Here is a 14,727-nt window from a genome sequence, read left to right as displayed (position 1 = left end):
TTTTTTTTATTCCTGATTGTTGCTGGTTTTGGGGTGAGTCAAGAGCTTGTGTTTTTTTAACGCTAGGTTCGCAATGATTTTTGATGATGATAAAATATCGTTCGCAAAGGCGTTTCACTCAGCAAAGAAAATAAGGGTTTTTGCTAAACGAAGTGGCTTTGCGAACTAAAATAAAATACATCATGATAAATGAACCTCGCGAACTTTGTGTTAGTTAAAAATACCCAAATCCTATATCCCGAGCCCCGAGCCCCGTGACCCGCACCTCGTACCTCGAACCCCGAAGCCCAAACCTCGCACCTCAAAAAAATCAAAATTTATCATTCACAATTCAAAATTCATTACTATCTTTATGATATCAAAATAATATCAAAATAAAATTCAATCATGGAAAAAATCTTAAAACCTATGTCCGGCTATCTTACATTGGTTATTTGCCTGGCTTTGTTTATTGCAGCTGTCTACTTTTTTATTACCGGAGTAGACCAGAATATAACTTTTGTTGCGCTCGCTATGCTGTGCTTTCTGATATCATGCTTTTTCTTAAAAGGATTAATGATTATTCAGCCTAACCACTCAAGAGTACTTAACTTTTTTGGAAAGTATGTTGGAACGGTAAAAGAAAACGGACTTTTCTTTATCAACCCGCTTTATTCATCACAGAAAATAAGTCTTCGTTCCGAAAACCTTCAGGGGCAGACTTTAAAAGTAAATGACAAGATGGGGAATCCTATTGAAATCGCAGCCGTAATTGTATGGAAAGTAGGAGATACTTACAAGGCAGCTTATGAAGTAGAACGATACACGGATTATGTAAGAATGCAGAGTGAGGCCGCAGTAAGACACCTTGCGGTAAGCTTTCCTTATGATAACCTTGAAGATGAACATGCTAACATTACCTTAAGGGACGGTGGGGATCAGGTCAACAAAATTCTTGAACAGGAATTATTAGAGAGACTGGCACCGGCAGGAATCATTATCCAGGAAGCGAGAATTACCCATCTGGCTTATGCTTCAGAAATTGCGGGAGCAATGCTTCAGAGACAGCAGGCTACTGCGATTGTGGCTGCAAGAACCAAGATTGTGGAAGGAGCGGTAGGAATGGTAGACCTTGCCCTGAAAAAGCTTTCTGAAGATAATATCGTTGAACTGGATGATGAAAGAAAAGCGGCGATGGTAAGCAATTTAATGGTGGTTCTTTGCGGTGAAAAAGCGGCAACACCTATCCTAAATGCAGGAACACTTTACAATTAAGAAATTTAACAGTGGGCTTTTGGTACAGACAGTTTCTATACTGACAGCAACTGTAAATAATGTTAGAGAATTAAAAAAATGAAATCAGAAAAAGCTCAGAACTCTTCAGAAAGCAAAGGCAAAAAATCCTTTGTGATAAGAATAGACGAGTCTACTTATAAACTCCTTGAAAAGTGGGCCAATGATGAATTCAGAAGTGTAAACGGACAGATAGAATACCTGCTGCATCAGAGTCTTGTTAACGCGGGGAGAAAGAAAAAAGAGTAAATAAAGGAAAGAATAGAGAAGGAATGATAATATTTTGGGGAGGTATACCCACAAAAAATCATGATATCCCCCTTTTTTAAAATTACAGAAAATATAAAAAAGAGCTTCTTTTTTAGCTTTTCAATAAAGAAATAACAATTCAGTTAACCTTATACCAAAAAAGAAAGCAGAGAAATTTTCTCTGCTTTTTTATTGTATACAACTTTGAAGACTATCTGCTCCAACGTAGAATATGACGAGCCAAATCAAGCCTTTAATGGTAAAGAAAGCTAATCCTGCCCATCCCACACGCTTGAACCACTTTTTAAGCTTTGAGTTATTTTCCTGTGAATTTTCCATTGGTGATTATCAAAATGATTACTTTACAAAGATAAGCATGTTTATAATTAGTCCAAATAAAAAGCCTATTAAAAATTAAAGTTTTGAGGTTCACATAATATTTTTATCTTTAGAGAGAACGAAAAGTAAGATTTTATGTCAAAAAAAGTAAAAGATTTCGGAATCGAAAAAACACTCAGAAATCTTGGGATTAAAGAAGAGAACAAAGGGACTTCAGTGGGCGGAAAATATTTCGCATCAGGAAAGGTGATAGAAAGCATTTCTCCTGTGGACGGAAAGTTGATTGCTAAAGTAAAAACTTCCGGAGAAAGTGATTATGACAAAGTAATTGAAACTGCTCAAAAGGCATTTCAGGAATTCAGGCTGATTCCGGCTCCCAAAAGAGGAGAGATGGTAAGACAGCTGGGCTTAAAATTAAGAGAATATAAAGACGACCTGGGTAAACTTGTTTCTTATGAAATGGGTAAATCATTACAGGAAGGTCTTGGAGAAGTTCAGGAAATGATTGATATCTGCGATTTCGCAGTAGGTCTTTCAAGACAGCTTCAGGGATACACCATGCACTCTGAAAGACCGGGACACAGAATGTACGAACAGTATCATCCGCTTGGAGTAGTGGGAATCATCACTGCATTCAACTTCCCGGTAGCCGTATGGTCCTGGAACACTGCATTAGCATGGATCTGTGGTAACGTTACCATTTGGAAGCCATCTGAGAAAACACCACTTTGTGCTATTGCATGCCAGAATATCATGATGGAAGTTTTGAAGGAAAATAATCTTCCTGAAGGAATTTCAAGTGTATTGGTATCTGACCACGAAATCGGGCAGAAACTGGTAGATGATAAAAGAGTAGCGCTGGTATCTTTCACTGGATCTACAAGAGTTGGAAGAATGGTTTCTTCTAAAGTAGCTGAAAGATTCGGGAAGTCTATCCTTGAATTGGGTGGAAACAATGCAATCATTATTACAAAAGAAGCTGATATTGATATGTCAATTATCGGAGCTGTTTTCGGAGCTGTAGGAACTGCAGGCCAGAGATGTACTTCGACAAGAAGACTGATTATCCACGAAAGTGTGTATGATGAAGTGAAAACAAGATTGGCAAAAGCTTATGGCCAGTTGAAAATCGGAAATCCATTGGATGAGAAAAACCATGTAGGACCGCTTATTGATACTGATGCTGTAAACCAATACGAAGAAGCCATCAAAAAATGTAAAAAAGAAGGTGGAAAATTCGTTGTTGAAGGCGGAGTTTTATCTGGTAAAGATTACGAATCCGGATGCTATGTGAAACCTTGTGTGGCTGAAGTGAAAAACTCTTATGAAATTGTTCAGCACGAAACTTTTGCACCAATCCTATATCTGATCAAATACAAAACATTAGAAGAAGCGATCGCTATTCAGAATGATGTTCCTCAGGGATTGTCTTCTGCAATCATGACCCAGAATCTAAGAGAGGCAGAATTGTTCCTTTCTCACGCTGGTTCAGACTGTGGAATTGCCAACGTCAATATCGGAACATCCGGTGCTGAAATTGGTGGAGCTTTCGGTGGTGAAAAAGAAACCGGTGGTGGAAGAGAGTCAGGATCTGATGCCTGGAAGTATTATATGAGAAGACAAACCAATACTATCAATTACACCGCACAACTTCCTTTAGCACAGGGAATTAAATTTGATTTATAAAAGCTTTACTTAAAGCACTCAAAAAACATAAAACTTAATAACCTGAATGATTAAAGGCTTCATTTTTGGATCATTTAATCGTTCATTTATTAAATCACACTACAATTTATTATGGAACACACATTAGATATAAAAGCAAATAAAGTAAAAGAAACAGTAGGAAAACATGTGTTGGCAGACGGTTTCGATTTTGTGATGGATATTGAAAAGTCACACGGATCATGGCTTTATGATAAACTGACAGACAGAGAATACCTGGATATGTTCTCTATGTTTGCATCTGCATCCATCGGATACAACCACCCTTATCTTGTTGAAAGATCAGAATGGTTAGGAAGAATGGCTGTTAATAAACCTACTCTTGCGGATGTTTACTCAGAAGAGTACGCTCACTTCCTTGAAGTATTCGAAAGAGTGGTTATCCCTGAAGAATTACAATATGCTTTCTTTATCGAAGGCGGAACGATGGGCGTTGAAAATGCAATGAAAGCATGCTTCGACTGGAAAACCCGCAAAAACTTTGCAAAAGGATTAGACACTGAAGCAGGAATCTGTATTCATTTCAAACAGGCTTTCCACGGAAGAAGTGGTTATACTTTAAGTTTAACAAACACTGCTGATCCGAGAAAATACCAATATTTCCCGATGTTCAACTGGCCGAGAATTTTAAATCCCAAATTAAAGTTCCCGATTACAGAAGAAAACCTTGAAGAAACTATCAAAAACGAAAACCTTGCTTTACTTCAGATTGAAGAGGCTATTTTGATGAACCCCGATAAAGTGGCGTGTATCATCATCGAACCTATTCAGGCTGAAGGCGGTGACAATCATTTCAGAGACGAATTCCTGCTGGGATTAAGAAGAATCTGTGATGATAACGAAATCTTACTTATTTTTGATGAAGTTCAGACGGGAATTGCCATTACAGGGAAAATGTGGGCATTCCAGCATTTTACAGCAAAACCGGACATTATTTCTTTCGGGAAAAAAGCTCAGGTTTGTGGTGTGCTGGCTAATAAGGAAAAATTTGATCAGGTTCCAAACAATGTTTTCAGGGAAAGTTCAAGAATCAACTCAACATTCGGAGGAAACTTTATTGATATGCTTCGTTTCCAGCTGGTAATGGAGGTGATCGAAAAAGAAAATCTTGTAGAAAATGCAAGAGTAGTGGGAGATTTCTTACTGGAAAGCTTAAAAGCTCTGGCAGAAAAATATCCTGAGAAAATTTCAAATGCAAGAGGAAGAGGGCTTATGTGTGCGATCGATCTGCCAACTGCAGAACAGAGAAACCACCTGATGAATGAGCTTTTCAATGACGGATTGATTATTCTTCCTTGCGGGGATCAGTCTCTTCGTTTCAGACCTCATTTGAATGTTACTAAAGAAGAAATCCAGCTTGCTTTAGACAAAATTGAAAACAATATTAATAAAATTTAAAATCCGGAATTTGTAATTTTAAAAAAAACATTGTATATTTAGATACTCAAACAATTAGAATATGGAAAGAAGTACGAGAGTATCAGTTTATGAAAGTGATAACCCTTCAGAAATTCAGTTGGTTAAATCTAAATTGGATGACGCACAGATTACAAACACGGTTGAAAATAACTATCTTACATTTACTACAACGCCAACAGCCACTTCGCTGAAGGTAATGGTAGATCTGGAAGATGAATCCAAAGCATTTGAAATTATTGATGCTTACCTTCAACAAAGTGAAAATCAATAAACAATTTCATAATTTTAAATTTTACTACTTCGAACCGAAAATTAATTTTAATTAATTTTCGGTTTTTTAATTGCAACCCATCAAAAAATAAATATTTCAAAGATTGAACGGAAAGCAGCAATTCTGATTTTAAATTCTTAAATCATTCAATCTTTTAATCAAATTTTATAACATGAATCCAGAGATTAAACTAAGACAAGCGGAAATTGAAGACAGAAACATTATTTGGAAAATCATCCAGCAATCCATTGAAAGAAGAAGACAGGACGGAAGCACCCAATGGCAGAACGGATACCCTAATCTAGGAACGGTAGAAAGTGATATTGCGAAAGGATTCGGGCATGTATTGACCGTAGACGGAGAAATTGCAGTATATGCAGCCCTGATTTTGAATGATGAACCGGCGTACAGTACCATTGAAGGAGCATGGCTAAGTGATGGTGAATTTGTTGTGGTTCACAGAGTGGCCGTAGATGAAAAATTTGCCGGACAGGGAATGGTAAAGAAGCTTTTTGATCAGATTGAAGAGTTTACCAAATCCCATGGGATTCAGAGTATTAAAGTAGATACCAACCATGATAATATTGCCATGCTAAAAATTCTTGAAGGCAGAGGGTATTCCTATTGTGGAGAGGTTCTTTTAAGAGACGGGATGAGGAAAGCTTTTGAGAAGATTATAATTTAGGCAAAAAGTTAAATCAACTTTCATTGAATTTTTAAAACGTCCAGTATTTATAAACTCTATCGGGTTTGTTCGTTTGGTTCTGAACTAATTTCTACTTTTGTTCAAATTTTTATATTATGCACCAAAGTATAGAAATTGATGAAAAAATTTTTCAGGATGCCGTAAAATTTTATGGTACTGTGTTCAGCTTACCTCCTTTAGCATCAAAAATTTATTCCTACCTTCTTTTTGACTATGAGAAAGTAGGAATTACTTTTGACGAGTTCGTTGAAGTGCTCTCCGCGAGCAAAAGTTCTGTTTCCACCAGTATTTCATTACTACTGAATGCTCAGCTTATCGTAGACCATAACAAAATGGATGAACGGAAACGGTATTTTTTCATCAATGATGAATACAAAAAAATACGATTCGAGAAAATTGTCCAGAAAATGCAGGACGAACTAAGACTATTAGATGATTTAAACAATTTTAAAAAAAGTAAAGACGATGGATACAACGAAAGAATAGAAGTTTACAAAGCACTCTTAAATAAAAACATAGAAAATATTCAGGAATCTCTTAATAAACTATAAAATGAATAATAAGCTAGTTATACTTTCCATTGCAGCGCTTTCACTGACTGCCTGCAAAAAAGAAGCTCCGAAACAGGATGGTGCCAAGCCATATCCTGTTATCTCAGTGGAGTCAAAAAATATAGTGGGTTATCAGACGTTTCCGGCTACCATCCAGGGTAGAGTAAACAATGATGTACGTGCAAAAATACAGGGATATATTACCCAGGTATTGGTAGATGAAGGACAATATGTTACAAAAGGACAGCCATTGTTTCGTCTGGAAACCAATATCCTGACCGAAAATGCAGCTGCTTCCAAAGCAGGAATCGGTGCTGCAGCATCAAGCGTTGCCGCAGCGCAGGCTTCTGTAAATGCAGCTCAGGTTGAAGTCAACAAACTTAAACCACTGGTTCAGAAAAATATCATCAGTAACGTACAGTTACAGACCGCTCAGGCTCAGCTGTCACAGGCACAGGCACAGCTTCAGCAGGCCAATGCTGCTAAAAGACAGGCAGAAGCCAACTATAAAGGAGTAGAAGCCAACATCGAATATTCTATTATCCGTGCTCCTATTTCAGGGGTAATCGGAAGACTGCCATTGAAAGTAGGAAGTTTGGTAGGGCCGTCTGATCAGACTCCTCTGACAACGATTTCTGATACCTCTGAGATCTATGCTTACTTTGCCATGAATGAAAAAGAATATTTTGATTTCCTTGAAAAATCTCCGGGAGCTTCTATGCCTGAGAAAATCAAAAACTTACCTATGGTTGAACTTCAGTTAGCCAACGGAAGTCTTTATCCTGAAAAAGGGAGAATTGAAGCCATTACCGGCCAGATTGATCCTACAACCGGAACCATTCAGTTCAGAGTTGCTTTCTCGAATGCCCAGAAATTATTAAGTAATGGGAACAGTGGAACGATCAGGTTCCCTCAGCATTATGACAATGTACTTGTAGTACCTGAAAGTGCTACTTATGAGCAGCAGGGTATTGTTTACGTTTACAAAGTAGAAAAAGGAGATACTGCCAGAAACGTTGTTGTGAATGTTATCGACAGAATCGACAATATGGCTCTTATCAAATCCGGAGTTAATAAAGGTGAAAGAGTTATTGCAGCTGGTATCGGAGGTCTGAAACCGGGAACAGCCGTGAAACCGCAGCCAATTAAAATGGATAGTCTTGTTCAATCAATAAAACCGAAATTCTAATGATAAAAAACTTTATTAACAGACCGGTTTTATCCACCGTAATCTCAATCCTGATTGTGATTCTCGGTGTGCTGGGACTGATCTCGTTACCGGTTACACAGTATCCGGATATTGCACCGCCCACGGTAAGTGTTTCCGCAAACTATACGGGAGCCAATGCCGAGACGGTAATGAAAAGTGTAGTAGTACCTTTGGAAGAACAGATCAATGGGGTGGAAGGTATGGATTATATCACTTCCAGTGCCGGAAATGACGGTTCTGCCCAGATCCAGGTCTTCTTCAAACAGGGAATAGATCCGGATATTGCAGCGGTAAACGTACAGAACCGTGTAGCGAGAGCTACGCCGCTGTTACCTGCCGAAGTAACGCGTTCAGGGGTAGTAACCCAGAAGCAGCAGACCAGTGCCCTGATGTATATGTCTTTCTACTCTGAAAATAAAGACCTGGATGACGTATACCTTCAGAACTTTTTGAATATCAATATTATTCCTAACCTGAAAAGGGTAAATGGTGTTGGAGATGCAAACGTTTTCGGGGGTAAAAACTACTCGATGAGAATCTGGCTTGATCCTGCAAAAATGGCTGCCTACAGTGTAACGCCTACTGATGTTACCAATGCCATCAATGAGCAGAGTAGAGAAGCGGCGGCAGGTTCTATCGGGCAGAACAGCGGTAGCTCTTTTGAATATATCATCAAATACGTAGGGAAATTCAACGATAAAGAACAATACGATAATATCATCATCAAATCTCTTGCAAACGGACAAAACCTGATGCTGAAAGACGTTGCTAAAGTGGAACTTGCAGGACAGTCTTACACAGGAATCGGGGAGAACGGAAACAATCCTTCCATCAGTATGGGGATCTTCCAGACTCCGGGATCCAACGCACAGGAGATTATTAAAAATATCAAGGCCTATCTGAAATCTGCTGAGGGAACTTTCCCGCAGGGAATCAAGTATACTTTCAACTTCGATACCAACGAATTCCTGGAAGCTTCTATTGAAAAGGTAGTCCATACCCTGATTGAAGCCTTCATTCTGGTATTTATCGTAGTATATATTTTCCTTCAGGACTTCAGATCTACGCTGATCCCGGCTATCGCGGTTCCGGTATCTATTGTGGGGGCATTCTTCTTCCTGAATCTCTTCGGATATTCATTGAACCTCTTGACCCTATTTGCATTAGTACTGGCCATTGGTATTGTAGTGGATGATGCCATCGTCGTCGTCGAGGCCGTTCATGCCAAGATGGAGCATGGTATTTCTGATGCTAAAAAAGCAACTGTAGAGGCGATGGATGAGATTACAGGAGCTATTATCTCTATTACTTTGGTAATGGCAGCAGTATTTATCCCGGTAACGTTCATTACGGGGCCTACAGGGGTATTCTACCAGCAGTTTGGTATTACGTTGATTATAGCCATCATCATTTCTGCGATTAATGCATTAACCCTGAGCCCGGTTTTATGTTCATTATTCTTAAAACCTCACGAAGCGCATCATGCAGAATATAAAAATCTGAACCTGTTACAGAAGTTTTTCTATAAGTTTAATATTGCTTTTAAAACAACTACTGAACGTTATGGAAGAGGATTTGTATTCCTGTTGAGACATAAATGGGTAACCCTGATTATTTTCGCTGTTACCGGAGGTATTCTGTTCTGGGCAAGCAGCAGCATGAAGAAAGGGTTTGTACCTACAGAAGACAGAGGGATTATCTTTACCGATGTTCAGCTTCCTCCGGGAGCTTCTATGGAAAGAACTTACAACGCATTGAAAACTCTTCAGGCTAAAGCATTGAAAGTGCCTGGTGTGCAGAATGTAACGATTTCAACAGGTAGAGGGTTCTTGTCCGGAAACGGAAGTAACAACGGTCTTGCCTTTGTTAAGCTGAAACCATTCGAAGAAAGAAAAAAAGACGGACAGACTTCTGAAGATATCACCAAAAAATTATTTGGAATTGTAGGATCTGTTCCTGATGCTAAAGTAGTATTCTTTCAACCGCCAAGTGTACCGGGATTTGGTAACAGTGCAGGTTTTGAAATGGTATTGCTTGATAAATCAGGTGGAGAATATGCTGATCTGGATGCTAAAACCAATGAATTCATCGGTAAGCTGATGCAGAGACCGGAAATTCAGTTTGCACAGACTTCATTCAATACCAAATATCCTCAGTATCAGATGGAAATTAATGTTCCCCTGAGCAAACAGCTTGGCGTTTCTGTTAATGAAATTCTGGCTACGATGCAGGGGTATATCGGAGGTATTTATACGGCAGACTTTACCAAGTATGGAAAGCAGTTCAGAGTGATGGTTCAGGCTCTTCCTGAAAACAGAAAGAATATTGAAAACCTGAATCAGCTTTATGTGAGAACAGGATCAGGGATCATGACTCCGATTTCACAGTTTGTAACATTGACAAAAGCATACGGACCACAATCCGTAAGCCGTTACAACCTCTTTACTTCAGTGAAGGTGACGGGAGCCAACTCTGACGGATACAGTTCCGGGGATGCGATTGCTGCGGTGCAGCAGGTGGCAGATGAAACCCTCAATCAAAACTATGCCGTAGAATTTACCGGGTTAACGAGAGAAGAATTAAATTCAGGATCTCAGACACTTCTGATTTTCGGACTGAGTTTGATCTTTGTTTACTTTATCCTTTCTGCCCAGTATGAAAGTTATATTCTTCCGCTGATTGTTATTATTTCTCTTCCTCTTGGGGTAATGGGAGCTTATTTCGGCCAGAAGATCATGGGACTTGAAAATAATATTTACTTCCAGATTGCCCTTATCATGCTCGTGGGATTACTGGCGAAAAATGCAATCCTTATTGTCGAATTTGCTGTTCAGAGAAGGCATCATGGAGAAACGATTGTGATGTCAGCTATTAATGCTGCGAAAGCCAGGGTAAGACCTATTCTGATGACATCATTCGCCTTTATTTTCGGTTTATTGCCGTTGGTACTGGCAAGTGGAATCGGAGCAGTAGGTAACAGATCTATCGCTACGGGAGCGGCAATCGGACTATTGATAGGAACTGTTTTGGGATTATTTGTAATTCCGGTTCTGTATGTGATTTTTGAAACACTGCAGGAAAAAATTAAACCTATCAAAAAAGAAGATATCAATTTAGCAGAATAAAATTAAGATTTAAGAAATTAGAAGTTAGCAATTAGAGATAAGTCTAAAAACTAACTTCTAACTTCTAAACTCTAACTTCTAATTAAAAATAATGAAGAGTTTATTAAACATCATAAAAGGAATCACTTTTTCAGTTTTCATACTCGGAGCCATCTCATCCTGTATGGCAAGAAAAGAATATGAAAGACCGAAAAATGTTGTAGACGAAAAGCTTTTTCGTACAGACATGCTTCCTTCGGACAGTACGAATATTGCAGATATTTCATGGAAAGAAATATTCACTGATCCGATATTGCAGGGGCATATTTCCAAGGCACTGGAAAACAATCTTGATATCAGAATTGCTTTAGAAAGTATTAATTCTGCGGAAGCCTATCTTAAACAGAGTAAGGCAGCGTATCAGCCGACGCTTTCTATCGGACCCAATTATACATTTCAGACCCAGTCTATCAATACCCAGTTTGGACAGATCATCGGAGAAAGACGTTATGTAAACCAGTTCGACATTACGGCAAGTATCGGATGGGAAGCTGATATCTGGGGCAAATTGAAAGCACAGGAAAAAGCCCAGCTTGCGACTTATTTAGGAACTGTTGCCGCTCATAAAGCCGTTAAAAGCAGCTTGGTGTCTTCCATTGCTTCTGCGTATTATCAGTTGCTGACTTTTGATGCCCAGAAAAGAATTATCACGGAAACAATTGCTGTAAGGGAGAAAAATCTTGAAGCCACAAAAGCTTTAAAAGCTTCCGGTTCTCTTACTGAAGTAGCAGTTCAGCAAAGCGAAGCGCTTGTTTTCAATGCCAAATCATTACTGATTGATATTGATACACAGATCCAGCTGCTTGAAAATACAATGAGCCTTTTGATGGGAGAGCCTTCTCATTCTATTGAAAGATCTACATTGGAAGGGCAAAAACTTCCGATTGATTTAAAACTGGGTTACCCGACTCAGCTTCTGGCCAACCGTCCGGATGTGATGAGAGCAGAGTTTAACTTAATGAATGCTTTCCAACTGACGAATGCTGCCAAAGCTCAGTTTTATCCTACTTTAAAACTGACAGGAAGCGGCGGATTGCAGTCTGTGGATATTGACCACTTATTCAGTGTAAACTCTTTATTTGCAAATGTAGTGGCAGGACTGGCTCAGCCGATTTTAAATAAAAGACAGATCCAGACCAACTATGACGTAAGTCTTGCCAATCAGGAAACGGCTTACCTTAACTTCAGAAAAACAGTTTTGACTGCTGGAAAAGAAGTTTCGGATGCCATCAGGGTTTTCTCTGTTCAGGATTCATTTATTGAATTGAAACAAAAAGAACTTGATGCCTACAAAAAATCAGTAGATTATTCCCAGGAACTGGTGAACTATGGGATGGCCAACTATCTTGAAGTGCTGAATGCAAGTGTGAATTCATTGAATGCAGAGCTTAACATTTCCAATGCAAGATACAGCAAAATGAAAGCTGCCGTAGAGCTTTATCAGGCTTTGGGCGGAGGCTGGAAATAACCGTATTCTGCAATGTAATATCATAAAAACGTATGTCAGCAATGGCATACGTTTTTTTTTTGACAAAGATCACAAGTTATATTATATTACAAAACAGATGATGATGTTTAAAGACATAAAAACGGCCGGAATTATTCCGGCCTCAATTTAATTTTTATAACTTTTTTATTGAACGTATGCTACATAAGATTCATTTATAGCTCCTTTTCTAGCCTTGGCAAAAAATGCATAGTCTATCCAGAAAAATCCATTGTTTCCCCATGTGGTACCCCAGGAATTTTGTACTTTAAAAGCTTGTTTAGCATCGTCATAACCCACTACACAAATGGCATGTCCTCCTCTTACAGCACCAGAATGACTTTTCCATATCCAATTGTTTGCCGAGCTTAAACTATCAAAGCTTCCATCTACCGTCACCGTAATAATTATTGGTAAATTCATGCTTAAAAGTGTCTTTACATTGGTGATATTGGTCTTATCTACAGTAGCCCAGGTTGTAAATTTATGAGTACTTGCTGCACTTTTTTGTGTTGCATTGGGCTGTGTAGAGCACTCTACATCTGTGTAGGGCATTTCATCCCAGCTGCAAACTCCCTGATCTTTTATTAAATTTAATCCACTGGATGCATAAGTTCCATTAGCGCAGCCATTTATCTTTATCTGATTATATACGTACTCAGGGCTTCTTGGGGTTGTTATCCCTTTAAAATTATATTCCAGAATACTTGCAGCAGCATAAGCTGTAGCAAATGCAACGCATGAACCTTCCTGTCCCTGATTTACTATTGGAGGAGTGTTGGGTATGGTATAACTTGATGGAATAGAAGCTATAAGCGTTTCTGCCGATTTGCCCTTAAATTTTATAGTTAATGCATCTATATCAGCTTTAGCAAATGAACTGTAAGTTTTGTCATCTACCAGGATTGCTCCTAAGGAACGCATTGCCTGATTTTCCTGCTTAGGCTGCTGAGTATTTTGTTCTTCTTCATTTCTGTTACATGAAGACAGAGATAGCATCCCTAATGCGATTGCAATTAATTTTAGATTTTTCATCATTGTATTATTTAAAATTTATTATATAAAAATATAAATTATTTTCATATAATCGCGATATAATTTACGAATAATCTATTGTTTTAGCTTTTTTTATGTGTTTGTATGTTTTTATTTATCGATTTGTTGATGGGTGTTAATATTATTCATTATTTTGTGAATTTATTATAACAGGAGTACCCGTTTCTTTTCCAGCTATAAAGTTGTCAATATCTCCATAGTTCTTTTTTCTTTTCCAGATATCTCTTTTAAAATATCCGAAGCCTGATGAATATATTGAATTTCCTTTGTCTGGCTTACTTTTTCAAACAGCTGAGACACATTTGTCCAGAGTCCGGCAATTTCAGTGAAGGCTTCATAGCCTGATTTTAAAGGATCAAGCTGAAGGAGTTCATAGCTTTCTTTCAAAAAATCACGGTATAAATTTCTGAACAATGCACCTCCGGTTCCTGCTTTTTCCATTAGTAAAGCCGCTTGCTTAAATTCTCCTTCAATATCTTTACTTGTATTGAACCATTTGACAATTTCAGTACTTGTTTTTAAAATCCCTTTGTAAGAAATATTGGTAATAGGTGGATTCAGATATTCAGCCGCATTATTCTTAATCGCAGTGATGATGACTTTTTGCAGATCGAATTTTCGGCCTGTTTTCCTGAGGGTATAAGACAGATTTTTGGAAGCCATCGGTCCTTTTTCAGCCCTTGCTCTTGCCAGGCTTTTTAAGGATGTCTGTACCTGCCCGCCCTGTTGTCTGGTATCAATCAGGAAAGCATTTTCATCATCATAACCATAAATGGCTGCATAATGTCCTGCAAAATGGAAAGGATTTGAGAAATATTCCAGGTGATAACAATCCATTTTCAATCCTACTGCGTGTCCGTCATCGAGAAGTTCTTTTACCTGATCCCAGGCCTTTTGTTGTGAAGAAGTTTCCTTTACGGTTAATTCCAGATTCAGATTTCTGGCTAAATTTTGAGTGAGCAGGTCAGGTTTTATCCTTCCTCCAATGAAAGGGAAGTCCATTGTTTTCATGTTCCAATAGATAAAGCCCAGCCCTTCACCCAATCCGAAAAGCATTGGTTCGGAAAGGTCGATCCCGATTTGTTGTAATAATGTTCCCGTTGCGGTCGTTTCACAATGCTGTCCGTTAAAAGGTTTTATGTTTTCTATTTTCATTGTTAAAGTGAAGTTTTGAATGGTATTATTTTTTTGAGGAAATTACATAAATATCATCATGTAGAAATTCCGGCTTTGAAAATTTAGTGTTAAAATTTTTTAAAAAGAAGAATTGATTTGTATT

Annotated in this window: 12 protein-coding genes; 10 read left to right on the top strand and 2 right to left on the bottom strand. The window is 38.3% G+C overall.

Going from position 1 to position 14,727, the window contains the following annotated elements:
• Positions 1-387 precede the first annotated feature (387 nt).
• From AB1278_RS13035 to AB1278_RS12990, 10 genes are all read left to right on the top strand, one after another.
• Positions 388-1,254, top strand: a complete 867-nt coding sequence (locus AB1278_RS13035) for an SPFH domain-containing protein (protein WP_110008771.1) — start codon at positions 388-390, stop codon at positions 1,252-1,254.
• 78 nt (positions 1,255-1,332) lie between these two features.
• Positions 1,333-1,521, top strand: a complete 189-nt coding sequence (locus tag AB1278_RS13030) for a hypothetical protein (RefSeq protein WP_034694367.1) — start codon at positions 1,333-1,335, stop codon at positions 1,519-1,521.
• A 474-nt stretch (positions 1,522-1,995) separates the two neighbouring features.
• Positions 1,996-3,546 (top strand): L-piperidine-6-carboxylate dehydrogenase, encoded by a 1,551-nt coding sequence (gene amaB / locus AB1278_RS13025; protein WP_120230952.1) that lies wholly within the window; start codon positions 1,996-1,998, stop codon positions 3,544-3,546.
• A gap of 111 nt (positions 3,547-3,657) precedes the next feature.
• Positions 3,658-4,983 (top strand): L-lysine 6-transaminase, encoded by a 1,326-nt coding sequence (gene lat / locus AB1278_RS13020; RefSeq protein ID WP_202842420.1) that lies wholly within the window; start codon positions 3,658-3,660, stop codon positions 4,981-4,983.
• Positions 4,984-5,044: 61 nt separating this feature from the next.
• A complete protein-coding gene (locus tag AB1278_RS13015; RefSeq protein WP_002979801.1) occupies positions 5,045-5,275 on the top strand; it encodes a DUF2007 domain-containing protein in 231 nt (76 codons plus the stop codon).
• A 172-nt stretch (positions 5,276-5,447) separates the two neighbouring features.
• Complete coding sequence (locus AB1278_RS13010) at positions 5,448-5,960, top strand: N-acetyltransferase family protein (protein ID WP_429814825.1); 513 nt, start codon at positions 5,448-5,450, stop codon at positions 5,958-5,960.
• 116 nt (positions 5,961-6,076) lie between these two features.
• Positions 6,077-6,532 carry a hypothetical protein gene (locus AB1278_RS13005; RefSeq protein ID WP_034694378.1) on the top strand — a complete coding sequence of 152 codons (456 nt, stop codon included), beginning with the start codon at positions 6,077-6,079 and terminating at the stop codon, positions 6,530-6,532.
• 1 nt (position 6,533) lies between these two features.
• The gene (locus AB1278_RS13000; protein WP_202842413.1) at positions 6,534-7,721 is read left to right on the top strand and encodes an efflux RND transporter periplasmic adaptor subunit; all 1,188 of its coding nucleotides are present in this window, start codon (positions 6,534-6,536) and stop codon (positions 7,719-7,721) included.
• The gene (locus AB1278_RS12995; protein ID WP_062670038.1) at positions 7,721-10,867 is read left to right on the top strand and encodes an efflux RND transporter permease subunit; all 3,147 of its coding nucleotides are present in this window, start codon (positions 7,721-7,723) and stop codon (positions 10,865-10,867) included. The genes AB1278_RS13000 and AB1278_RS12995 overlap by 1 nt, the downstream gene beginning before the upstream one ends.
• 91 nt (positions 10,868-10,958) lie before the next feature.
• Entirely contained in the window at positions 10,959-12,374 is a 1,416-nt protein-coding gene (locus AB1278_RS12990; protein WP_202842408.1) for an efflux transporter outer membrane subunit, read from the top strand.
• A gap of 165 nt (positions 12,375-12,539) precedes the next feature.
• Here the strand turns inward: AB1278_RS12990 and AB1278_RS12985 are convergent, their stop codons facing one another.
• Positions 12,540-13,430, bottom strand: coding sequence for a C1 family peptidase (locus AB1278_RS12985; RefSeq protein WP_429814821.1), 891 nt, complete (start codon positions 13,428-13,430; stop codon positions 12,540-12,542).
• Positions 13,431-13,622: 192 nt separating this feature from the next.
• A complete protein-coding gene (locus AB1278_RS12980; protein ID WP_429814818.1) occupies positions 13,623-14,603 on the bottom strand; it encodes a BtrH N-terminal domain-containing protein in 981 nt (326 codons plus the stop codon).
• Positions 14,604-14,727 lie beyond the last annotated feature (124 nt).

It is taken from the genome of Chryseobacterium sp. NRRL B-14798 (genome assembly GCF_050470705.1).
Lineage (GTDB): Bacteria > Bacteroidota > Bacteroidia > Flavobacteriales > Weeksellaceae > Chryseobacterium > Chryseobacterium cupriresistens.
This window is presented reverse-complemented; position numbering and strand designations above follow the sequence as displayed.